The 23,041-nt window shown below is 67.7% G+C and carries 20 protein-coding genes, 1 tRNA gene, 1 other RNA gene and 1 pseudogene; 13 read left to right on the top strand and 10 right to left on the bottom strand.

The features are described from left to right. Positions 1-24: 24 nt before the first annotated feature. The 3 genes and pseudogenes from AB4Z55_RS25940 to AB4Z55_RS25930 all read left to right on the top strand — a co-directional run. Positions 25-360: a helix-turn-helix transcriptional regulator gene (locus AB4Z55_RS25940; RefSeq protein WP_248644411.1), complete on the top strand. Its 336-nt coding sequence runs from the start codon at positions 25-27 to the stop codon at positions 358-360. Then, the gene (locus AB4Z55_RS25935) at positions 360-1,100 is read left to right on the top strand and encodes a cation transporter (RefSeq protein WP_248644412.1); all 741 of its coding nucleotides are present in this window, start codon (positions 360-362) and stop codon (positions 1,098-1,100) included. The genes AB4Z55_RS25940 and AB4Z55_RS25935 overlap by 1 nt, the downstream gene beginning before the upstream one ends. Before the next feature lie 28 nt (positions 1,101-1,128). After that, positions 1,129-1,307 (top strand): annotated as a pseudogene (locus AB4Z55_RS25930) (DUF3703 domain-containing protein); the annotation flags it as partial. Between the two features lie 75 nt (positions 1,308-1,382). Here the strand turns inward: AB4Z55_RS25930 and AB4Z55_RS25925 are convergent. The 5 genes from AB4Z55_RS25925 to AB4Z55_RS25905 all read right to left on the bottom strand — a co-directional run bounded on the left by AB4Z55_RS25925 (position 1,383) and on the right by AB4Z55_RS25905 (position 5,752). Continuing rightward, entirely contained in the window at positions 1,383-1,709 is a 327-nt protein-coding gene (locus AB4Z55_RS25925; protein WP_248645707.1) for a metalloregulator ArsR/SmtB family transcription factor, read from the bottom strand. Between the two features lie 44 nt (positions 1,710-1,753). Continuing rightward, entirely contained in the window at positions 1,754-2,995 is a 1,242-nt protein-coding gene (locus AB4Z55_RS25920) for an MFS transporter (RefSeq protein ID WP_354561474.1), read from the bottom strand. A gap of 204 nt (positions 2,996-3,199) precedes the next feature. Beyond that, positions 3,200-3,895, bottom strand: coding sequence for a class I SAM-dependent methyltransferase (locus AB4Z55_RS25915; RefSeq protein ID WP_354561473.1), 696 nt, complete (start codon positions 3,893-3,895; stop codon positions 3,200-3,202). Between the two features lie 244 nt (positions 3,896-4,139). Then, the gene (locus AB4Z55_RS25910) at positions 4,140-5,096 is read right to left on the bottom strand and encodes a sugar kinase (protein ID WP_354561471.1); all 957 of its coding nucleotides are present in this window, start codon (positions 5,094-5,096) and stop codon (positions 4,140-4,142) included. Beyond that, positions 5,093-5,752, bottom strand: a complete 660-nt coding sequence (locus AB4Z55_RS25905) for a class II aldolase/adducin family protein (protein ID WP_369520930.1) — start codon at positions 5,750-5,752, stop codon at positions 5,093-5,095. The genes AB4Z55_RS25910 and AB4Z55_RS25905 overlap by 4 nt, the downstream gene beginning before the upstream one ends. A 265-nt stretch (positions 5,753-6,017) precedes the next feature. On the opposite strand from AB4Z55_RS25905, the gene AB4Z55_RS25900 reads away from it, so the two are divergent. Both AB4Z55_RS25900 and AB4Z55_RS25895 read left to right on the top strand, forming a co-directional pair. Next, complete coding sequence (locus tag AB4Z55_RS25900; RefSeq protein WP_239401999.1) at positions 6,018-7,451, top strand: hemolysin family protein; 1,434 nt, start codon at positions 6,018-6,020, stop codon at positions 7,449-7,451. Next, positions 7,444-8,457 (top strand): hemolysin family protein, encoded by a 1,014-nt coding sequence (locus AB4Z55_RS25895; protein ID WP_004021573.1) that lies wholly within the window; start codon positions 7,444-7,446, stop codon positions 8,455-8,457. Before AB4Z55_RS25900 ends, AB4Z55_RS25895 begins: the two co-directional genes overlap by 8 nt. A gap of 11 nt (positions 8,458-8,468) precedes the next feature. Here AB4Z55_RS25895 and gluQRS read toward each other — a convergent pair whose 3' ends face one another. After that, entirely contained in the window at positions 8,469-9,377 is a 909-nt protein-coding gene (gene gluQRS, locus AB4Z55_RS25890; RefSeq protein WP_369520929.1) for a tRNA glutamyl-Q(34) synthetase GluQRS, read from the bottom strand. A gap of 135 nt (positions 9,378-9,512) precedes the next feature. Here gluQRS and AB4Z55_RS25885 point away from each other — a divergent pair, with 135 nt between their 5' ends. After that, complete coding sequence (locus AB4Z55_RS25885; protein WP_369521061.1) at positions 9,513-10,565, top strand: ATP-dependent DNA ligase; 1,053 nt, start codon at positions 9,513-9,515, stop codon at positions 10,563-10,565. A gap of 2 nt (positions 10,566-10,567) precedes the next feature. Next, positions 10,568-11,653, top strand: coding sequence for a DNA polymerase domain-containing protein (locus tag AB4Z55_RS25880; protein WP_369520928.1), 1,086 nt, complete (start codon positions 10,568-10,570; stop codon positions 11,651-11,653). 11 nt (positions 11,654-11,664) lie between these two features. Here AB4Z55_RS25880 and AB4Z55_RS25875 read toward each other — a convergent pair whose 3' ends face one another. Next, positions 11,665-12,612, bottom strand: a complete 948-nt coding sequence (locus AB4Z55_RS25875; protein WP_101820706.1) for a calcium/sodium antiporter — start codon at positions 12,610-12,612, stop codon at positions 11,665-11,667. Between the two features lie 30 nt (positions 12,613-12,642). After that, positions 12,643-13,491, bottom strand: coding sequence for an NmrA/HSCARG family protein (locus AB4Z55_RS25870; protein ID WP_248644419.1), 849 nt, complete (start codon positions 13,489-13,491; stop codon positions 12,643-12,645). A gap of 78 nt (positions 13,492-13,569) precedes the next feature. Here AB4Z55_RS25870 and AB4Z55_RS25865 point away from each other — a divergent pair. From AB4Z55_RS25865 to AB4Z55_RS25840, 6 genes are all read left to right on the top strand, one after another. Continuing rightward, positions 13,570-13,658: transfer RNA gene (locus AB4Z55_RS25865), tRNA-Ser, on the top strand. Between the two features lie 110 nt (positions 13,659-13,768). Next, positions 13,769-13,863, top strand: an RNA gene (gene ffs, locus AB4Z55_RS25860) — signal recognition particle sRNA small type. A gap of 70 nt (positions 13,864-13,933) precedes the next feature. Then, positions 13,934-15,208, top strand: coding sequence for an aminotransferase class I/II-fold pyridoxal phosphate-dependent enzyme (locus AB4Z55_RS25855; protein ID WP_369520927.1), 1,275 nt, complete (start codon positions 13,934-13,936; stop codon positions 15,206-15,208). Positions 15,209-15,363: 155 nt separating this feature from the next. Beyond that, a complete protein-coding gene (locus tag AB4Z55_RS25850; protein WP_369520926.1) occupies positions 15,364-16,851 on the top strand; it encodes a glycosyltransferase 87 family protein in 1,488 nt (495 codons plus the stop codon). A 43-nt stretch (positions 16,852-16,894) separates the two neighbouring features. After that, entirely contained in the window at positions 16,895-19,354 is a 2,460-nt protein-coding gene (locus AB4Z55_RS25845) for a DNA polymerase III subunit gamma and tau (RefSeq protein WP_369520925.1), read from the top strand. Positions 19,355-19,409: 55 nt separating this feature from the next. Next, complete coding sequence (locus tag AB4Z55_RS25840) at positions 19,410-20,201, top strand: M15 family metallopeptidase (RefSeq protein ID WP_101820711.1); 792 nt, start codon at positions 19,410-19,412, stop codon at positions 20,199-20,201. Between the two features lie 107 nt (positions 20,202-20,308). On the opposite strand, the gene AB4Z55_RS25835 is transcribed toward AB4Z55_RS25840, so the two are convergent. Both AB4Z55_RS25835 and AB4Z55_RS25830 read right to left on the bottom strand, forming a co-directional pair. Continuing rightward, entirely contained in the window at positions 20,309-21,631 is a 1,323-nt protein-coding gene (locus tag AB4Z55_RS25835) for a class I SAM-dependent methyltransferase (RefSeq protein WP_004021583.1), read from the bottom strand. Further along, entirely contained in the window at positions 21,628-23,010 is a 1,383-nt protein-coding gene (locus AB4Z55_RS25830) for an FAD-binding oxidoreductase (RefSeq protein WP_033204647.1), read from the bottom strand. Before AB4Z55_RS25830 ends, AB4Z55_RS25835 begins: the two co-directional genes overlap by 4 nt. Between the last annotated feature and the right edge of the window lie 31 nt (positions 23,011-23,041).

The following is a 23,041-nucleotide window of genomic DNA, read 5'->3' as shown; positions in this document are numbered from 1 at the left end:
AGGAATTTATGTATCGTCTCGTGTGTGGAGACGGTTGCTGTGAGTCAGCGCGACGCCCTGACTCGTTTCGGTTACGCCTTGTCGGATTCGACGCGAACGCAGGTGTTGTTGCGGCTGCGGCACGGTGGGGCGTATCCGGCGGAGTTGGCCGAGGAAATCGGGGTGTCGCGGCAGGTGTTGTCGAATCATCTGGCCTGCCTACGCGGATGCGGTTTGGTGGTTGTGGTGCCGCAGGGGCGGCGCAGTCGATATGAGCTGGCTGACAGTCGGATTGGGCATGCGCTCGATGATCTGCTCGGGTTGGTGTTGGCGGTCGACCCGGCGTGCTGTCCCGAGTCCGACGACCAGGGGTGCTGCTGATGTCCGCGGAATTGGGCCTACCGAGTGTGGGACGCCCGTCGTTGAGCGTGGAGCGGCGCGAGCTGCTGCAGCGCCGCATCCGCTGGTTTGTCGCGGCAACCATCACCTACAACGTGATCGAAGCCGTCATCGCGATCAGCGAGGGTGCCCGGGTCTCCTCGGGCGCGCTGATCGGCTTTGGCCTGGATTCGGTGATCGAGGTGTCCTCGGCCGCGGCGGTTGCCTGGCAATTCGCCGGCAAAGATCCCGAACGGCGGGAGAAGGTCGCGCTACGGATCATCGCGTTCTCGTTCTTCGCGCTGGCGGCGTACGTGAGCGTCGACTCGATCCGCACGTTGCTGGGCGTGGGTGGCGACGCCGAGCATTCCTCGATCGGCATCGCGTTGGCCGCGGTCAGTTTGGCGATTATGCCGCTTTTGTCATGGGCTGAACGCCGCGCAGGGCGCGAGCTCGGTTCATTGAGTGCGGTGGCCGACTCCAAGCAAACCCTGTTGTGCACGTATCTGTCGGCGGTGCTGCTGGTCGGTTTGCTGCTCAACAGCCTGTTCGGCTGGTCGTGGGCCGATCCGATCGCCGCCTTGGTGATCGCGGCGATCGCCGTGCGTGAGGGCATCAACGCGTGGAAGGGCGATGCCTGCTGCGCCCCTGTCGGCCAGCTCGCCGGTGCCGGCGAGACCGGCGGTCAGGACCATCGGTGCTCGTGCTGCGCCGAGGGGGCTGGCAATGGCTCGCATCAGTGACGCCGCCCGTGGCCTCTACTAGTCAGAGATGGCAGCGGCGGCCGTCACCGAGGTGGCCGAGCAGCGGTGGCATCACCTCGAGCGCGCCCACAACGTGTCTCAGCCGGACCCGTGGTTGCACACCGCGAATCACGTCGCCATGTTCAGATTCGCTGTGCGTCAGCATGTCGGCGCGAAGCTCTCGGGCAGATCGTGCGCATCATCCTGCTGGAACCCACCTCGATCGACGACCTCGAAGAGGCGCTGAACCAGGCCACGAGCAGATAACGCTCGTGGCGGTCGTCAGTCGTGGGGGGCTTCGCCGGTGACTTGGTGGTCTGCGTGGTTGAGGGCTTCGCGGACGAGGCGGGTGAGGTGGCCGTCGGCGAGGGTGTAGATGACGCGGCGGCCGTCTCGGCGGCTGGCAACGAGGCCGGTGAATCGGAGCTTGGCCAGGTGTTGGCTGACGGCGGTGCGTGAGGTGTGGCAGGCCTCGGTGAGGGTGGTGACGTCTGCTTCTGCTTGTGCGAGTAGCCACAGGATGTGCAGGCGGGTGGGGTCGGCGAGCATGCGGAAGGTCTCGGTGGCCACCGCCAGGCGGGTGTCGTCGGGTTCGTTGAGGTGGGCCAGGCTTGCCGCTGGATCGCTGCTGCGCTCTCGGGTACTGATGACGCTCACCTTTCAGCCTCCGCCGGCACGTCGGACTCAGTGTGTGCCGGCCACAGCGTGGCGGCTGTGATGGCTGCGAGTGTAGCCAGGCAGACCAGAACGAGCGCGGCAGTGAGCTGACCGGGGCCCGCTCCCACCCATCCGGCAATGGGATAGGTGAGCAGGAAACAGGCGTGTGAGAGCGAGAATTGGGCGGTGAAGACCGCTGGGCGGTTGCTGTCGGAGGAGAATGCGCGCAGCAGCCTGGCGGAGGGGGTGGTGATCAGCGAGGTCGCCGCGCCCAGGGTTGCCCAGGTGAGGATCAGCAATCCCCAACCGATGCCAGGCGCAGGGTCGGTGGCGATGAGCACGCACAGCAGCACCATCCCGGCGGGCACAACGGCGGCGCCGGCCAGCATCACTTGTCGGTCGGTGCTGGTGGTGAGAAGTTTGGGGAGTGCTAGGGCGATGATCATCGATCCCGCCCCATAGGAAGTTAGCGCGATAGCCACACCTGCTTCGGATCCGCCGAGCATGCCGCGGACGTAGACCACGGTGTTCACCACGACGATGCCGGTGGCCGCGGCGACCACGAGGTTGAGCGCCAGCAGGCCCCGTAGCGGCCGCCGCGCCACCATCACGCGGGCGCCTTTGGTGATCTGTTTCACCAGCGGTTGCCGGGCCTGACCGTTCGAAGATTGAGGTGGCAGTGGGCAACTCGCGACGAGGATCGCCGAGATTGCGAATACGACCGAGGTCGCGAGGAATACCTGGTTGTAGCTGATGACGGTCAGTAGTGCCGCGGCGAGTACAGGGCTGATCACTGCCTCGAGGTCGTACGCGAGCCGTGACAGCGACAAGCCTTTGGTGTAGTCGTCCTCGCGCTCGAGGACGACAGGTATCACCGCCTGGAAGGTGGGGGTGAACGTTGCTGACGCGGCCTGCAACAAGAAGATCAGGACATAGATCTGCCACACGTCATCGACACAGGGCAACAACACAGCGATGCCGCCGCGGATCAGATCGGCGCTCACCATGACCCGCGTGCGTGGGAACCGCTCGGTCAGTGCAGTGACTACCGGAGCAACGCCCACGTAAGCGAGCATCTTGATGGCCAGCGCAGTGCCCAACACCGCCCCCGCATTGCTGCCGGCGATAGTGAACGCGAGCAGACCTAGCGCGATGGTGAGCAAGCCCGTGCCGACCAGCGCGACGACCTGCGCGGTAAACAACCGTCGATATGTGCGGTAGCGCAACACATCCCACACGGCAAGACTCCCTCCGCAGTGAACTGGACGAGCCTCAACCATATATGTGCGCACGTGCGCACACAATGCCCTTTTCGGGTGTTCCGCTCAGACAGCTCCGTACCGCCAACACGGCAAGGGGGCATCGTCAGTCCTGACCCGTTGATGCAGAAGTGTCACCACCAGGATCGCTGACACTGTCACCGATGTCGTGATGCAGAAGTGTCACCGATGTCTTGCGACATGACATTTGCAGGCCTCGGCGAAGTAGGATGCCCACGGTCCGGGTAGCGCCCCGCCAGGCGGCTCTCTGTGCCGCTGGCTCGGTTTGTGCCAGGTGATCGAGTATCGCCACAGTGGTAGTCGACGCCACTTCATACCGGGAAGTACCGCGGCGGCGATCTGCCTGACCTCGACGAAGGTATGCGGAAACTGCATCCGTACAGGGGCATTGTGCTGCCAGAAGCCGCGAGTGCGAGACAAGACCTGGTGCTGCGCCGTTCCTACCAGGTCGCAGGCGAAATCATACGCGGATGAGCTACGGGCGCAGCCGATCACAACAAGGGTGCCGCCGGCAGCGGTGAGTTCGGCCAGCCGCTCGAGTCCGACGGCAAGCTCAGGGAAATGATGAACGGTGGCGACGGCGACCACGAGGTCGTAGTGAGCTTCGGGCAGCTTGTAAGTCAGAACATCCCCGGCGATCCAGGTGATGTCTGCCGGGGCGCTCGACCGAGCACGGGCGATGCTCTCGGCGTCCGAATCGATACCGGTGACCTCAGGGAACTTCTCAGCGAGACGAATCGCCAGGAGTCCATCACCAGTGCCCACGTCAAGAGCAGTGCGTGTGTTCGTCGGCGCGGCGTCGAGGGCTTTGTTGTAGTAGTGGATGTTGTGGTTCCACGCGTCTCCTTCTTTGCGCACCTCGCCATCGTGGCATGCAGCAACAGGCCCGGTATGAGGTCGACGTGTGCGACGGTGAGGTGATGACGACTCCTGTGCGATTCGGTCTGGTGTCTCTGGCCATCTCGCAGTCAATGTCTTGATGTAGAACTCTCACCGATGACCCGACACATCACGCAGAACATGCGAGGTTCGTGCCCGGTGTAGTTGGCGGCGTGAACCCACCACGGTGTGTCCACCGCCCACGGCATGATGGTGCCGACGCTCAGGTGGCGGCGCGGGATTGCCGGAACGTCTCGATCGCGGCGAGGTCGTAGGAGTTCGCGGCGGTTCCGATGCCCTGCGCGACATGCGCGGCGACAGCGCAACCGAGTTCGGCGGAGTCGGCGAGATCGAGCCCGCGGAGCCGACCGGTGAGGAATCCGGCGGAGAACGCGTCACCGCACCCGGTGGTGTCGACGACGTCCACCGGGAACGCGGGTACCCCGATCGCGTCGTCGGCGGTCACGACCAGCGCACCCTCGGCGCCGCGGGTGAGTGCCACACATCCGACGCCGAGCCCGAGGAGCGCTCGTGCGCCGTTCTCGAGGTCGTCGGAGCCGGTCAGGCCGCGGGTCTGCTCGTCGTTGGGCAGCAGGTAGTCGAGGTGGGGAAGCGCCTCGCCGATCCACTCGAGGAGCCCGGGGTCGCCACCGGAGAGCAGGTCCGCCGACGTCGTGATCCCGCGGTCGCGGGCGCGGCCCAGGAGTTCGGCGGCCACCAGGCCGCCGAGGAATTCGGGTCCGCCGAGGTGCAGATGATCGAGCCCGTCGAGCGCGCCCGAGGCGAGGTCGTCCAGGACGAACTGGGCATTGGCTCCGATGCAGTGCCACGCGGGCCGGTCCCCGTTGGGCCGCACGGGTATGACCGACGACGACGTCTGGACCCCGTCCTTGAGCACGAGGCCGCGCGTGTCGACGCCCTCGGCGTCGAGCAGCGCGGTCAGCGATCGCCCGATCGGGTCGCCGCCGATCGCGCCGTGGGTTCGGACCGAGGCGCCCAACCGGCTGAGCACGAGCGCGGTGCCGCCCGCGGTACCGGCCGCCGAAAAGCCGATGGACTCGACCAACGCGCCGTCGGAACCCGCCGGGATGGAATCGATACCGACGACATGTATGTCCAGCACATGGACGCCCACGGTCGCGATCGTGAGGGGAGCGGTCGTCGCGGAGGAGGGTGTCACGTGCGGTTCTCCTTGGGGGTCCCGTAGTCCAGTCGGATCGCCTGGGCGACAGTGGACTGTTGTTCGTCGGCGGTCAGCTCTCGGGGTCGGCCGATGCTGCTGGCCCGGTGGTACAACGTGGCGAGCCATTCCAACAGCAGGGCGTTCGCCACGGCGTCGGCCAGGCTGGAACCGCGTGCCACCGAACCGTGATTCGCCATCAGCGCGACCTGTGTGTCGACCAGGGCGCCGGCGACGATCTCCGCCAGTTCCGGGCTGCCGAACGTCGCATAGGGGGCGATCGGTATCGCGCCACCGAGACCGAGCTGTTGATAGTGCAGCACCGGCAGCGAGGTCAGTCCGCTCACACAGGCAACCGCGGTGCCGAAGGGTGCGTGCGTGTGCACGATCGCCTGGGCACTCGTTCGCTCGTATACGCGAAGGTGCAGGTCGAGCTCGGAGGACGGGGCGATCATCCCGTCGACGACGTCGCCGGAGAGGGACACGACCGTGACGTCGGCTGCCGAACATTCCGCGAGGACGATCCCGGTCCCGGTGATGGCGACGTGGTCGCCCGCGCGGGCCGACAGGTTGCCCGCGGTGCCGATCAGGAGGCCTTCGGCGGCCACCCGTCGAGCGGCCTCGGCGACCTGCTCGCGCAGCGACGAGAACGTCATCGGACGTGGGTGTAGACCCGGGGGCCGTGGGAAGACATCGCCGGGCGTGTCGCGGAACTCGCGGCGCGTTGGGTACGTTGGGACCACATACCGGACATTTACCCACATGCCTCAGCGCTCGGCACCCGGTATGGAACAGCCGAGCACCAGCGAGAGAGACGATGAGACGCGGAAAGCGCCGAAAACGCCGACGACACCAGTCGGCCCCCTGTTCTGAACTGAATCATCCGGGTGTTCCGCCCGGCACCGGCACCGGGGCGGTCACATGCTGACCCTCCTCGGAATCGGACTCGGAATCCTGGTGGTCTTTCTGATCACCGCCCTCACCGGTTACTTCGTGGCCCAGGAATTCGGCTACATGGCGGTCGACCGGTCCCGCCTCAAAGCCCGTGCCGAAGCCGGTGACGCTGCCGCGAAACGCGCGCTCGCGGTCACCCGCCGCACATCCTTCATGCTCTCCGGCGCGCAGCTGGGCATCACCGTCACCGGCCTTCTCGTCGGTTACGTCGCCGAACCGCTGATCGGTTCCGGCGTCGGGGAGTTGCTCGGCGGCGTCGGCATCCCGGTCGGTGTGGGCGTCGCGATCGGCACGATCATCGCGATCATCTTCTCGACCGTCGTGCAGATGGTCTTCGGTGAACTGTTCCCCAAGAACCTCGCCATCGCCCGGCCCGAGCCGGTCGCACGGTGGCTCGCTCGCTCGACCACGATCTATTTGGCCGTGTTCGGCTGGCTCATCGCCCTGTTCGACAAGTCGTCGAACCTGTTGCTCCGGGCGCTGCGCATCGAACCCGTCCACGACGTCGAGCATTCGGCGTCGGTGCGCGATCTCGAGCACATCGTGGCCGAGTCCCGGGACGCCGGCGATCTACCCGACGATCTGTCCGTACTGCTCGACCGCGTACTCGAATTCCCTACGCGCACAGCAGAACACGCAATGATCCCGCGGCCGAACACCGATCATGTCGATGCGGATCTGCCGGCCGGCGACGTGCTGACCCTGATGAGTACCGGGCACACGCGTTATCCCGTACTCGCCGGCGGTGACGACGAGGTGCGGGGCGTGATCCACCTGCAGGATCTGCTCGAGTGGACTCATGCGCTGAAACAGCAACCGCCGCAAGCTGATCAGAACGCCACCGCGGTCGATCTCTGCCGTCGGGCGGTGGTCGTGCCCTCCACGCTCCCGCTGCCCGAGGTGTTGGAGAACCTCGCGGACGCCCATGACGAGATGGCGGTGGTCATCGACGAGTACGGCGGCTTCGCCGGCGTCGTGACCGCCGAGGACATCGCCGAGGAACTGGTCGGCGAGATCGACGACGAACACGATCCCGAGTCGACCGTCGCCATCGAGGAGATCCCCGAGGGCTGGCGTGTGCGTGGCGACGCACATGTCGACGAGGTCTCCCGGACCGTCGGCTGGGACCTACCCGAAGGCGACTACGAGACGATGGCCGGTCTGGTGATCGCCGAGTTCGTCGGACTGCCCGAGGTTGGAGACACGGTCACGATCGCGATCGAACCCGACCCGTCGACCCTGCTCGACGACGACGAGGCGCCACCCCGCACCGTGCGGGCCACGGTGCTCGAAGTGGACAAGCGGGTTCCCGCGCTGCTGTCGATCAGCGTTGCCCAAGACGAGACGCATACGCACGCGAAGAATCCGGCCGAGAGCGGAGAGGGGCGAGACAATGGATAACCCATGGGTCATCACGGCCATCACAGTGGCCCTGATCGCGTCGAGCGCCTTCTTCGTCGCGATCGAGTTCGCACTGATCGCCGCCAAGCGGCACCGGCTCGAGGATGCGGCCGCGACCAGCGGCAGCGCCCGCGCGGCACTCCGCAGCGCATCGGAACTGTCGGTACTGCTCGCCGGATCGCAGCTCGGTATCACGGTGTGCACGCTCGCACTGGGTTCGATCACGAAACCGGCCGTGCACTACTGGCTCACGCCGCTGTTCGCGGGATGGGGGCTGCCGTACTGGTCGGCCGATGTGATCGGCTTCGTCCTCGCCCTCATCATCGTGACGTTCCTCCACCTCGTCGTCGGCGAGATGGCGCCGAAGTCGTGGGCGATCGCCCACCCCGAGAAGTCGGCGATCATGCTGGCGATCCCGATGCGCGCCTTCATGTGGGTCACCCGCCCGTTCATCGTCCAGCTCAACAACCTGGCCAACTGGTGCCTCAAGCGCGTCGGCGTCGAAGCCGTCGATCAGGTCGCGACGGGGCAGGACAGCGATGCCCTCCGACATCTGGTCGAGCACTCGGCCACCGTGGGCACGCTCGACGAGCGGTACCATGCCCACCTGACGAGTGCGCTGGAACTGGAGTCGTTGACCGTCGGAGACGTCGTGACGCCCAACGACCATCTGGCCGCCGTCGGTCCGACCGCGGACACCGATGAGATCCAGACGGCGGGCCGGACCTCGGGGCACCTGCGACTGCTCGTCCGCGACGACGCATCGGCGGCGCCCGTGCGCGGCGTCGTGCACGTCCGCGACAGTCTGAGCGCGTCGCCGGGCGCCACGGCGGCCGATCTCATGCGTCCGGTCCTCAGCGTCGAGTCGGGCCAGCCCGTCTACGAGACGCTCACCGCCATGCGGGAACAGCGCGCCCACCTCGCGCTGGTCACCGATGACGGCCGCGCGGTCGGGCTCATCACGATCAACGACGTGCTCCAGCGGTTGCTGGCCACCACGGCGTAGGAGGGGTGCCGCTAGGTCCACTCGTCGGACGTCAGGAACCACGGCTCGGTCGGCAGCGCCGCCGGGTCGAAACGCCCGGCCAGCAGCGGGAGGGTCACGGGCTCGTCCCGGCCCCCGAGGCCCAGCGAGTGGGCGATGCGGGACAGCACTGTCGACGTCGAGATGCCCTCGTCCGCGAGGTCGGACAGGGTGACCGCGCCGTCGCGTTTGCTGAGCCGTATCCCGTTGGCGTTCAGCACCATCGGGACGTGGGCGTACACCGGCGGGGTCGATCCGAGCAGCGTCGCCAGGTAGGCCTGGCGCGGGGCCGAGGACAGCAGATCGTCGCCGCGGACGACCTGATCGACACCCTGCGCGGCGTCGTCGACGACCACGGCCAGGTTGTAGGCCGGGGTGCCGTCGTTGCGCTGCAACACGAAGTCGTCGACCGCGCCCGAGTACGCGCCGTGCAGCAGGTCGTCGACGCCGAACACCTCGACATCGGCGCGGAGCCGGATCGCGGGTGGTCGGGTGGCGCGGCGTTCGTCGCGCTCGGCCGCGGTGAGGTCGCGGCATGTACCGGGATAGGCGCCCTGCGGCGCATGCGGCGCGGACGGCGCCTCGAGGATCTCGCGGCGGGTGCAGAAGCACTCGAAGGTGCGACCGGCATCGCGGAGGTCGGCGATGACGGCGCGATATGTGGCGAGCCGGTCCGTCTGATGGATGACGGGCGGGTCCCAGTCCATGCCCAGGGCCGCGAGGTCGGACAGCTGGCGGGAGTCGGCATCCGGGACGGCGCGGTCGAGATCCTCCATCCGGATCAGGAACTGCCGGCCGGTAGTACGCGCGAAGAGCCACGCGAGGAGCGCGGTCCGCAGGTTGCCGACGTGGAGGTCCCCGGAGGGGGAGGGCGCGTACCGGCCCGCTCGCGGCGTCGACATCGCGTCGAGATTACCGCCCCGCGATGAGAATCGTCGTCGGGACCGGTCTGCCTGTGCGGCCCGGACCACGCCCCCGGGTACGCGGCGGCGCGTAGGCGTTGCGGTCGCGTCGACGAGTGAGGAACGATGAGTTTCATGGATCTCCCGGTCATGCCGCCTGTAGCGCCGATGCTGGCCAAGGCGGTGACCAGCGTGCCGCCGCAACCGGACGGTTCGGTGGCGTGGTCGTATGAACCCAAATGGGATGGTTTTCGCGCGTTGGTCTTCCGCGACGGCGACGAGGTCACGATCGGATCGCGAGGCGGCAAGGACCTGGCACGGTACTTCCCCGAGATCGTCGCGGCGGTGAAAGACGAACTGCCCGAGAAGGTGGTCCTCGACGGCGAGATCGGGGTGCCCGCCCTCATCGGCGACACCCACCGGTTGGACTGGGACTCGCTGGCGCAACGGATACATCCCGCCGAGTCGCGCGTGACCATGCTCGCCGAGAAGACCCCGGCGATCTTCATCGGCTTCGACGCGCTGGCGCTGGCGTCGACGAGCGTGATGGCCGAGCCGTTCGAAGTACGACGGGAGGCGCTGCTGCGGGCCGTCGGTCCGGGTGGGCGGGATCGTCGCGTGCATGTCAGCCGGGTGACGAGCGACCCCGCGGTCGCCGAGGACTGGTTCTCCGCCTTCGAAGGTGCCGGGCTCGACGGTGTCGTCGCCAAACGACTCGACGGCGTGTACGTCGAGAACAAGCGGGAGATGCTGAAGATCAAACACAAGCGCACCGCGGACTGCGTGATCTTCGGGTATCGAATCCACAAGTCGGGGACCGGGATCGGCTCGATGCTGCTCGGATTGTTCGGCGACGACGGCGAACTGCGGATGGTCGGTGGGGCCGGAGCCTTCTCCGACGCGAAGCGGATCGAGCTGCAGCAGATGTTCGAGCCGATGCGCCTCGACCCCGAGAAGGCGTCACCGGGTGAGCCGACGCGATGGCGGTCGGAGAAGTCGGGGGAGTGGATTCCGATCCGTCCCGAACTGGTCGCGGAGTTCGCCTACGACCAGATGGAGAATCACCGCTTCCGGCACACCGTGAAGTTCCTGCGGTGGCGGCCCGATCGGGACCCGGAGAGCTGCGGCTATGACCAGCTCGAGGTCCCCCTCACCTACGATGTCCACGACGTCCTCGAAGGAGAATGACCATGGCATCTCGCTCTCCCGCAGAGGAACTCGACGTCGACGGGATCGCCGTCCGGATGAGCAACCCGGACAAGATCTACTTCCCCGAACTCGGCGAGAACGGGGGCCGCAAGCGGGATCTCGTGGGGTATTACCGCACCGTCGCGCTGGGAGTCGAGGAGAGCGGCGAGGGCCCGTTGATGCACGCGGCCCGCGATCGGCCGACGTTCCTGCAGCGCTTCCCCGACGGGGTCGAGGGCGAGGAGATCTATCAGAAGCACATCGCGAAGAAGCGTCCGGAGCATGTGCAATCGACTCCGATCGTGTTCCCGTCCAAGCGAACCGGCGATGCGATCCGGCCGACGGTGCCCGCCGACCTGGTGTGGGGCGCCAATCTGGGGACGGTCACCTTCCACACCTGGCCGACGCTGCATCCCGACAACGATCACCCCGACCAGCTCCGCATCGACCTCGATCCGCAGCCCGGCACGACCTTCGAAGACGTCCGGCGCGTGGCTGTCGAGGGGTTGAAGCCGCTGCTCGACGACCTGGGTTTCGTCGGTTTCGCGAAGACCTCCGGCGGGCGCGGAGTGCACGTGTACGTGCCCATCGAGCCGCTGTGGGACTTCATCGCGACCCGACGCTGCGTGATCGCGCTCGCCCGCGAACTCGAACGCCGCGACCCGGATGCGGTCACCACGTCGTGGTGGAAAGAGGAACGCGGAGAACGGATCTTCATCGATTACAACCAGAACGCCCGCGACCGGACGATGGCGTCACCGTATTCCGTCCGACGCAGCGCCCGCGCACTGGTGTCGACGCCGGTGACGTGGGATGAACTCGCCGATGTCGACCCGGACGACTGCACCATCGCGACCGTCCCGAAGCTCCTCGCGGATCGTGGCGATCCGTGGGCCGACATCGCCGACCATCGGCGCGGCGTCGAGAAGCTCCTGGAGATGGTGCAGGCTGACGACGCAAACGGCTTGGGTGACATGCCTTATCCGCCCAGTTACCCCAAGATGCCGGGCGAGCCGCCGCGGGTGCAGCCGAGCAAGAAGGTCGCCGAGCACTGGGACGAGAAGGGGAATCGACGTTCCGATGGGTGACCGCGGAGCCGTCAGGTACGGAACGCGATCAAGAGCCCCAGGTAGACCAGGTAGAGGGCCACGAACGCGACGCCCTCGTACCGGGACACCCGCCGCCCGGAGAGGAACACCGGAATGCACAGCAACGCAACGGCGGCCATCAGTGGAAGGTCCACCCGGATCAGGTCATCGGTGACCTCGAGCGGCCGTACCAGTGCGGTCACGCCGAGGATGAAGGTGATGTTGTAGACGCTCGACCCGATGAGATTGCCGATGGCGAGGTCGCGGTTGCCGCGGAGCGTCGACATGATGGTCGTCGTGAGCTCGGGTGCGGACGTGCCGATCGCCACCACCGTGAGGCCGATGAACGCCTCGCTGACGCCCAGCTCCGTTGCCACGTCCACCGATCCGCGGACGAGCCAGTCGGCCGCGAGCACGATCAAGACGATCCCACCGAGCAGTTCGAGTACCCGGCCCCAGACCGGTCCACCGGTGGCGGGGAGCTCGTCGGTGACGGTCGGCGACGCCCTGGCCTTCACTTCCACGCGGATTGCGGTCACGGTGTAGGCAACCGCGACCGCCAGGAGCAGCACGCCGTCCAGACGGTTCAGGTCGCCGTTCAGGCTCAACACCAGGAGCAGCAGTGCGCTGACGGTCATGACCGGCAGGTCGAGCCGAATGGTCTGACGTCCCAGCGCGAGTGGTACCAGGGCAGCCGAGAGGCCGAGGATGAGAAGGAGATTGACGATGTTGGTGCCCGCGATGTTGCCGACCGCGAGCGGACCCGCATCGTTCAGGGACGCATCGATGCCCACGGCGAGCTCCGGCATGCTGGTCCCGATGGAGACGATCGTGAGCCCGACCAGCAGGGGAGAGACACCGAGCCGGCTCGCGATCGCCGACCCACCGCGGACCAGGAACTCCGCGCCGACGATCAGTCCGGCCAGGCCCGCCAGGATCAGCGCGGCGTCGAGGACCATCCGGACTCCTTCCCGACCGTTGCGGGGTGATCAGCGGCGCAGCGCCTCCGCGGCCCAGGTGGCGAAGCTCTGCCAGCCGACATCGGGGAATCGTCGATGCAGCGTCGGGATGTCGACCTCGTAGCCGCGCCCGCCGAGGAAGGTGAACATCGCCCGCATGTCCTCGGACTCGATGCGTTCCGGGTCGTAGGACTCCGCGGTGACGGTGGTGCCGAGGACCTCGCCGATGATGCGCGCCATCTCGGCCGGCGTCGGCTGGTCGGACGCGAGGTCGATGCGCTGCCCGACGTGGACCTCGGGTGCGGCGAACAGCGTGGCGACCAGTCGTCCGAGGTCGCGCCGCGAGAGTTGTTGCAGCGGCTCGTCGGCGGGCATAGCGATCGGCATCACGCCTGCCGCGAGGGCGTCGGCGCCGCCGAGCAGGTTGTCGAAGAAATAGGCCGGGCCGACGATCGTGTGCGGGATCTCGGTGGCCGCCAGCATCTGCTCGACCTCGAACTTGGAATCGAAATGCGGCACGCCGGTCTGGCGATCGGCCGAGGCGACCGAGGAGTACACGAGGTACGGGATCGATGCGGACGTGGCCGCCTCGATGAGCGCGCGACCCTGGCCGATCTCGGCGCCGACCCCGGACTCGAACGGCGTGGTGAGTGCGAACACGCCTGCGGACCCGGTGAACGCCTCGGTCAGACCCACGCCACTCACGATGTCGCCGACCGCCAGTTCGACACCCCGATCGGCCAGGCGTGCCGCCTTGCTCGACACCGCGTCCCGCACGACGGCGCGGACGGGGAAACCGGCGTCGAGCAGCGCATCGAGCACGGCGCCGCCCTGCCCTCCGGTGGCTCCGACGACAACAACAGGAGAGGTATCCGCCATGCCGTCGACCCTAGCGGTGGGATGCTCCCGCCGGACGGTTTGGGTTGGTGCACGCTCGGCGGCTATCATCTCGACGTTGGAGGATTCGCCTAGTGGCCTATGGCGCTCGCCTGGAACGCGGGTTGGGTTAACAGCCCTCAGGGGTTCGAATCCCCTATCCTCCGCCACCGAAGGTCCGCAGTGACGCCCGCTCGCCGGGTGCACCGCGGACCTTCGTCGTTGTGACGACTGGGCCGGGGGTGGTGTCGCCTCGCCGGAGGCCCTCGCTACACTGGACGACGGATCCCGCGCGGCGTGCATCCTGTGAACTCCCCCAGGGCCGGAAGGCAGCAAGGGTCAACGGGCTCTCTCGGGTGCGCGGGGTCCCCTATATCCGATACACATCTTCTAGGTCTGCGGCGTCGGCCACCCGCACCGGCGTCGAGCCGCGAGAGGGCCCACGTTGAACTTCCACTCGATGAGTGCCGACCAGCTCCGCGACACCCAGGCGGATCTGACCAAGCAGTACGAGTCACTGCGCGCTCTGGGCCTGAAGCTCGACCTCACCCGCGGCAAGCCGGCTCCCGAGCAGCTCGACCTCTCCAACGGCCTGCTGTCCCTCCCGGGCGACGAGTACCGCGACGGGGCGGGCACCGACACCCGCAACTACGGCGGACTCAACGGACTCCCGGAGCTGCGCGGGATCTTCGGCGAGCTGCTCGCCGTCGACCCCGACAACCTCCTCGCGCTCGGCAACTCGAGTCTCGAGATCATGCACGACCTCACCGTGTTCGGGATGCTGCACGGCACCGCCGACTCCGATGCGCCGTGGGGTCGTGAGCCGATCAAGTTCCTGTGCCCCTCGCCCGGGTACGACCGCCACTTCGCGATCACCGAGAGCCTCGGCATCGAGATGATCCCGGTGCCGATGCTTCCCGACGGTCCCGACGTGCGGGTGTGCGCCGAACTCGTGGCCGGCGACCCGAGCATCAAGGGCCTGTGGGCCGTGCCGACCTACTCCAACCCGACCGGCGTCACCTTCTCCGAAGAGACTGCCCGCGGTCTGCTGGAGATGCCCGCAGCCCCCGACTTCCGGATCTACTGGGACAACGCCTACGTGGTGCACACCCTGGTGGAGAACCCGCCCGCCGCGCTGCCGATCGTCGAGATGGCCGCGGCCGCCGGCCACCCCAACCGCGTGTACGTCCTCGGCTCGACGTCGAAGATCACCTTCGCCGGCGCGGGCGTCTCGTTCTTCGGCTCGTCGCCGGAGAACCTGGCCTGGTTCAGCAAGTACCTCTCGCTGAAGACCATCGGACCCGACAAGGTCAATCAGCTGCGTCACCTCAAGTTCTTCGGCGATGCCGACGGCGTGCGGGCGCACATGGCCCGTCACCGGGAGATCCTCGCCCCGAAGTTCCAGCTCGTGCTCGACATCCTCGACGATCGCCTCACGGAGTCGAAGGTCGCGTCGTGGTCGGAGCCGGAAGGCGGCTACTTCATCAGCCTCGACGTCGTCGACGGCGCGGCCCGACGCACCATCGAGTTGGCCAAAGAGGCCGGTATCGCTCTCACCGCGGCCGGATCGGCGTTCCCGTACAAGACCGATCCGCACGATCAGAACATCCGCCTCGCACCGACGTTCCCGAACACCGACGACCTGCGAGCCGCGATGGACGGGGTGTCCACGTGCGTTCTGCTGGCGGCGGCGGAGACACTCCTCGCCCGGTCCAGCTGAGGTCGTCGCGCGCACCCGCGGCCGCTGACATGGCGGCCGTGTAAGCCGCGGACGGTGCCGACACACCGGCAACGCGCCGACCGCGGCGTTAGATTGCTCTCATTCTCCGGCGAGTGCGCTGGCGTGCACGCCACTTTGTGACAGGCTTTCAAATCGTGAATCTGCCCAGGCCGGTTCTTCTCGCAACCGGTTTCGCCGTCGTGGGGGTCATCGCACTGGCGCTCCAGGACGTCGTCGTACCCTTGGGCGCCCAGTTCTGGGGTTTGCTGAACAATCAGATCGACCTTGCGGTGTATCAGGCGGGCGCCCGGTCGGTGACCGGAGGCATCAGCCTCTACGACGTCAAGATGGTCGGCGACCTGGACTACACCTATTCGCCGTTCTCCGCGCTGTTGTTCAGTCCGCTGGCCTGGGTGTCCTTCGACCTCGCGCGTCCGCTGTGGACCGCGGGCATCGTCGTGGCGCTCTACCTGGTGATCATGCTGAGCTTCCGCAGCCTCGGCCGACCGGTGACCTGGCCGTTGCGCGTCATCGCGGTGTCGCTGGTCGCGGTGGCGATGTTGTTCGAGCCGGTGCGGACGACCATCTGGTACGGACAGATCAACGTCTTCCTGATGCTCGTCATCCTCGCGGACCTGACGCGTCCGGACGGTGGTCGCCTCAAGGGGTTCTGGACCGGCGTCGCCGCCGGCATCAAGCTGACACCCCTCATCTTCGCCGGATACTTCCTGGTGCAGCGGAACTGGCGCGCCCTCGCGGGGGTCATCGGCGGTTTCGCCACCACCGTGGTGATCGGTTTCGCGGTGTTGCCGGGGGATTCGTGGTCGTACTGGACCGGAAAACTGTTCGAGTCCGACCGGGTCGGGTCGGCGCAGTTGCGCGGCAACCAGTCCCTCCGCGGCATGCTCGCCAACCACCTCGACACCGACAATCCGCCGACGCTCCTGTGGCTCGTCGTGGTCCTGGCGGCGCTCGCGGTCGGCTTCGCGGTCGCGACCTATGCCCATCGCAAGGGCCAGGAACTCCTGGCCATCAGCATCGTCGGCATGACCGCGTGCGTCGTGTCGCCGATGTCCTGGGGCCATCACTGGGTCTGGTTCATCCCGATCCTGGTCATCGGGGTCCACCTGGTCCTCGACGTCCGACGCCCGCACACCCCGCGGGTGTGGGCGGGTGTTGGTGTCGCGGCTCTCGTGCTCCTCGCGTTCTCGTGGCCGACGCACGTGCCCGCGCTGATCCCCGACGGTTATTACACGGGGTTGTACGTCAAGACCCACATCCGGTGGCTGAACTGGTTCACCGTCAGCCCCTACCTGTGGGCCTACCTCGGTGTGCTCATCGCAACGGTCGTCGGCTTGCGGATGGTCGGCAGCCGCGGACCGTCGACCTCCGACCCGGTCATCCCGGCCGGCGTCGCGGCCGCTGTCATCGCCGACGGCGGCTTGCCGACCGGTGATGCGGGCGGCTCCGGGGCCGAGGACCGGCGGCGAGCGGAGAGAAGCGGCGACGAGTCCGGACCACGCGAGTCCGACCGCCCGTCCGAGCCCACCGACCACGTCCACGGCATGGCCGATGACCTGGTCGGAACCGACGGCGAACCCGTCAGCGAGACACCCGAACAGGGGTCTGCTCCGCCAGTGTGAGGCACGCTCATCGAGTGTCACGGGTCGCCGGTAGTCTCGACGCGTGGCTCTGTATCGCACCTATCGCCCGGCTACCTTCGCCGACGTCGTGGGGCAGGAGCACGTCACCGATCCGTTGAGTCGCGCCCTGGATTCCGGGCGCATCAACCACGCCTATCTCTTCTCGGGTCCGCGTGGTTGTGGCAAGACGTCGTCGGCGCGAATCCTGGCCCGTTCGCTGAACTGTGTGCAGGGGCCGACCTCCACACCGTGCGGGACCTGTGCCTCATGCGTGGCGCTCGCGCCTGGCGGACCGGGCAACCTCGACGTCATCGAACTCGACGCCGCGAGCCATGGTGGTGTCGACGACACCCGCGAGCTCCGCGACCGTGCGTTCTACGCGCCCGCCGAGTCGCGCTACCGCGTCTTCATCGTCGACGAGGCGCACATGGTGACGAACGCGGGCTTCAACGCGCTCCTCAAGATCGTCGAGGAGCCGCCGGAGCACCTGATCTTCGTGTTCGCGACCACCGAACCCGAGAAGGTGCTCCCGACCATCCGGTCGCGGACCCATCACTATCCGTTCCGGCTGCTCGCGCCGCCGGTCATGCGCGGCCTGCTGGAGAAGATCTGCGAGCGCGAGAACGTGACGGTCGCTCCCGAGGTGTATCCGCTCGTCATCCGTGCGGGCGGCGGATCTCCTCGTGACTCACTGTCGATCCTCGACCAGCTGCTCGCCGGCGCCGACGACGACGGGGTCGCCTACGAACGCGCCCTGGCCCTGCTCGGTGTCACCGATGTCGCGCTGATCGACACCGCCGTCGACGCACTCGCCGATGCCGACGGGTCGGCGTTGTTCGGCACGGTGGAGAAGGTGGTCGACGCCGGGCACGACCCCCGGCGATTCGCCGTCGACCTGCTCGAGCGTCTGCGCGATCTGATTCTGCTGCAAGCAGTTCCAGATGCTGCCGACCGCGGGCTGGTCGAGGCCCCGGGCGACCAGCTCGCCCGGATGCGCGCCCAGATCGAGACCCTCGGCCCGGCGTCGCTGACGCGGTTCGCCGAGATCGTGCACAACGCGCTCGGGGAGATGCGGGGCACCACGTCGCCGCGGCTGCTGCTCGAGGTGATGTGCGCGCGGATGCTGTTGCCCGCAGTGTCCGCCGACGACGCGGCGCTGCTGCAACGACTCGAACGACTCGAGTCGGGCATCGGCACCACGTCGATCCCGGTGCCGGCGAAACCGGCTGAGCCGGAACCGGAGCCGAAGTTCGTCCGGCCGTCGCAACGCAAGGCGATGGAAGACGCCAAGGCCGCCCAGGCCTCCGACCGTGCGGCTGCCGAGGCGGTGGAGGCCGATGCCGCGGCTCCCGAACCCGCGGCTCCCGAACCCGTGGCGCCGGAACCTGCGGCGCCGGAACCTGCGGCGCCGGAACCCGTGGCGCCGGAACCCGTGGCGCCGGAACCTGCGGCGCCGGAACCTGCGGCGCAGGAACCTGCGGCGCCGGAACCTGCGGCGCCGGAACCTGTGGCGCCGGAACCTGTGGCGCCGGAACCTGCGGCGCCGACCCCCGCGGACCTCGACTCGGCCGCACCGACCGAAGGGTCCGCCGAGGACGAATCGATGTTCGACGAGCTGATCGCCGAACAGCCGAGCGTCGATGCGACAGACCCCGACCCGGTGGCCGACCCAGCGCCTGCCACGCCGACGCAACCGCCGGCTCGTGCCGAGCGGACTCCGTCCGCGCCGGAGCCGCCGTCGCGTCCGCGGGTGACGTCTTCGCCGGAACCGGAACCAGTCGCCGAATCCGCGTCGACGTCGCCCTACGACGACATCCCGCTTCCCGATGAACCCGTCGACGAGGACGACGTCCCACCACCGGATGCGATGCCCGTCCGCGCCCGCCGGCCAGAACCCGCACCCGAGCCGGAAGCAGAAGCCGAGCCCGAGCCCGAGGCGCCCGCCGGTCTCGACGCCGACTCGGTGCGCAAGCGGTATCAGGACTTTCGGGCCGCGGTGCGTGAGCGTTCGAAGAGTTTGGAACCGATGCTCTCGGCAGCGGTCATCGCCGACGTCGACGGAACGACCGTGGTGCTGTCGCATCCCGTCGAGGTGTTGGTCGGGCGTCTGTCGGCGCCGCACGCCGTCACGATCATCCGAGAGGCGCTGACCGAGGTCTTCGGTACCGAACTCGACGTTCGCACGGTGCACCAGGCGCCGGGTGCCGCCGCGCCCACGGGCGCGTCTGCCTCACCGCCGTCGAAGCAGCCGGGTAAGGCGCGCCAGTCGTATTCACGGCCGAGTCGTGCGCGCGACCAGTCGGCGACGCCGGCGCCCGCGCCGGAACCGGTTGCCGAACCGGAGGAACCCGAGCCGCCACGCGCCGACGAGGACATCCCGCACGACGAGCGCGCGGAGATGGTGGCCGACGCGCGGACCGGGAACCCCGAGCAGCGGCTCGACCCGGACCAGGTGGCGCTGGAATTGCTCAAGTCCGAGTTGGGGGCCAGGCCGCTCGAGTGACCGGGTGTGTTCGCGGCCGGCGCTCGTGTACGGCCGTTCGTGGTAGAACGCACAGATGCGACGAGTAGCGGTGCGCCTCGGACTGTCACTGATGTCGGTGACGGCGGCGCTCACGATGTCGATGGCGTGCGCTGCGGCGACCCCGACCGAAGCGCCTGCGGTCGGTGCGTCTCCCGGCGGCGGAACATCGGGATCGGCGGTCAGAGCTCCCGCCGTCGGGCCGGCGCCGTCGATGCGGATGCCGGTCGACCGGCGGGTCAGCGCCGTCGGTTTCGTCGACGTCCGGACCGCGGTTCCCGACGCCGTCCTCGACCTGCGATATGCGACGGCCGACAACTTCGTCGGCGAGCGACTGTACCCGCCGAACGCCCGCTGTCTGGTCCACGAATCGATGACCCCGGGACTTCGAACCGCCGCGCGGACTCTACGGGCCCGCGGCGAGGTGCTGGTGTTCTGGGACTGCTACCGGCCGCACTCGGTGCAGCAGAAGATGTTCGACAAGGTGCCGGATCCCGCGTGGGTGGCCAGGCCGGGGCCGTATTCGACCAGCCACGAAGCCGGACGTTCGGTTGACGTGACACTGGCCGACGGCCGCCCGAACTGTCCTCCGGCGCGCGTCGTCGGCGACCGGTGTCGTCTCGACATGGGGACCGACTTCGACTCGTTCACCCCGCGGGCCACCGCGTATGCGACCGAGGGGGTGTCCGCGCCGGCACGGGCCGCTCGAACCCGCCTTCGAGAGGCGATGGCCGCCGGTGGGCTGACGATCTACGCGGGGGAGTGGTGGCACTTCGACGGACCCGGCGCCCACGTCCGCCGCCCGGTCATCGACGTGCCGGTCACCTGAGGGGCGGCGACAGAGGGTGGCTGAAAACCGCCTCGCACAGCGGGTTCGACGACGATACGTCGTCGAACTGTGTGCAGAGGGCGGATTTCAGCAGCGCGGGTGTGACCTCAGGCGTCCCACCACGGCCGGAGTGGTACCTGGTGACCGCCGTCCTCGTCGAGCTTCGTGGCGAGCACGTGATGGAGCTGGATGATGTTGCGGTCGAAGCCGATTCGGCATCCTGCCATGTAGAGGCCCCACAGCAGCGCGGTGCCCTCGCCGACCTCGGCCACCGCCTCGTCCCAGTGCTCGACGAGGTTGATGTTCCAGTCACGCAGCGTCATCGCGTAGTGCTCGCGGAAGTTCTCCTCGTGGATGACCTCCATGCCGCCGATGTCCTGCAGCTTCGAGATGATCTTGCCGGAGCCGGTGAGCTCTCCGTCGGGAAACACGTAGCGGTCGATGAACGATCCGGCTTTGCTGCGACTGGCGTTGTCGGGCCGGGTGATGCAGTGGTTGAGCAGCATGCCGCCGGGGCGGAGCTTGTCGCGCATGAAGCCGAAGTACGCGGGGTAGTTGTGGACGCCGATGTGCTCGGTGAGCCCGATGGACGACACGGCGTCGAATCCGCTCTCGGTGATGTCGCGGTAGTCGCTGTGCCGGACCTCGGCGAACTCGCCGAGTCCTTCGTCGGCGATGGCCTTCTGGGCCCACTGCGCCTGCTCGGCGGACAGTGTCGCCCCGATGGCGTGGACGCCGCGTCGGGCGGCATAGCGGACCATTCCGCCCCAGCCGCAACCGATGTCGAGGAGGCGGTCGCCGGGTTTCAGGCGCAGCTTCTCGAAGATGAGGCGGTACTTGTTCTCCTGCGCGGCTTCCAGCGATGCGTCGCGTTCCGGGTAGACGGCGCAGGTGTAGGTCATCGACGGTCCTAGGACCCACTCGTAGAACGTGTTCGAGACGTCGTAGTGGTAGTGGATGACCTCGGCGTCGCGGGACTTGCTGTGCCGCAGTCCTTCCGCGAATCGCCGCCAGCGCGGCACGGCCTCCTGCGGCGGCGGTGCGATCGGCTTGAAGTGCTCGATGCCCAGCGACCTGGCGATGTGCGCGAGTGCCAGCGGGGAGGGACGGTGGAACTGCAGGTTGCTGGCGAGAGCCTTCAGCGCGGGGTACGGGTCGCCGGGGTGGGCGCCGATGAGTTCGAGATCGCCTGCGATGTAGGCCCGTGCGAGCCCGAGGTCGCCGGGCGCGGTCACCAGATACGTCGTCCCCCGCGGGGTCTTGAGGTCGAGGCCGTATTGGGCGTCCGCGGGTCCGGCGCTGCTGCCGTCGTAGGCGGTGATCCGGATCGAGAGATTCCCGCCGAGGAGGGTCTCGAAGATCTCGGCGAGGGTCATCTTGCCGGCGTGTGAGTCGACACTCGACGGCGTGCTGTCCTTGAACGTGGTCATTGGCGTTTCACCGCTTTCGCATAGAGGTCCAGCAGACGGCCGCGCGGGTCGTACCGCTTCTTGAGGAGCCGATAACTCTCTCCGCCGTAGAGTTCGTCGAACTCCTCCGGCGTGTAGAAACTCTCTGAGTACAGCGACTTGTGGCCGTCGAGTTCGGCGACCTTGCGTTCGATGATCTTGTTGGTGTGTCCGGGATCGCCCGGGGTGACCGGCACGGCCGACCAGAAGCCGACGTTGACGTAGGTGCGTTGCGGGGCAAGGGGATACAGCGGCCACGGGCGTACCGGATCGGCGCTCGGGAGGGCCGGCTCCCGAAGACGCAGTGGGCACAGCCAGATCGGTTCGATCGGGATGTCGGCGAGGAACCACTCCACGTACTCGGCGGTCCGTTCGATGGGCACCTCGATGTCCTGCACGACCCGCTCGCCCGCGGGCAGGCCCTTGCGGGCGTTGAGCCGGTCACCGATGTCGAACCGCTGGTCGAGTCCGATGAGCTTCCAGTAGAAGCTGCTGCGCAGGTACCGCTTCGGCCACCAGCGTCGGATCTTCGGGTTCTGTGCGCCGAACGCGCGGGAGCACCAGAACCAGTCGGTGTCCCAGCGCCACAGGTAGTCGTGGATCGTGAGCCGATCGGTGGTCTTTCGCTGAATGGACCGGTAGAAGACATCCATCCCGGTGTAGTCGCTGACCGGCCCGTCGTCGTCGGTCTGACGGCCGAGTGTCAGGTAGGACTCGTTGGCGGAGAAGACGACTCCGTCGAGATAGTCGACGGGCTCGCCGTCGTGCGTCTTGGTGGTGACGATCGCGTCCATGGTCGACTGGAGGTCGGCGATGGTGGTGAACCGGAGATGACGCAACGCCACGTAGGGCTTCACCGGCTCCAGCTCGATGCGGAGGCGAACCGAATATCCGAGAGTGCCATAGGAATTCGGGAATCCGTAGAAGAGGTCGGCGTGCTCGTTGGTCGGCGTCGCCGTCAGGATCTCGCCGTCGCCGGTGAGGATGTCGATCTCCAGCACCGATTCGTGGGGAAGGCCGGATCGGAACGATGTGCTCTCGATGCCGAGGCCGGTGACCGCGCCGCCCAGGGTGATCGTCTTGAGCTGCGGGACGACCAGCGGCGCGAGGCCGTACGGCAGGGTGGCCGCGACCAGGTTCTCGTAGGTACACATCCCGGCGACGTCGGCGGTTCGTGCCGCCGGATCCACCGAGATCACGCGGTCGAGTCCGGAGACGTCCAGTCCGGGATGCGGATTGGCGGCGCGCTTGCGGAAGAGGTTGGACGTCTTCTTCGCCAGGCGCACGGTTGCGTGCGGCGGAATGGCACGATAGCTGGCCAGAAGGTCGGACACCCCCTGGTCGAATGCCGCTCCCCCCATCTCCAGCCGGTTGCTCACCCGGATAGCCTAG

It is taken from the genome of Gordonia sp. ABKF26, assembly GCF_041103195.1.
Lineage (GTDB): Bacteria > Actinomycetota > Actinomycetes > Mycobacteriales > Mycobacteriaceae > Gordonia > Gordonia terrae.
The sequence above is the reverse complement of the archived record's forward strand: the minus strand, read 5'-3'. Positions and strand labels throughout refer to the sequence as shown.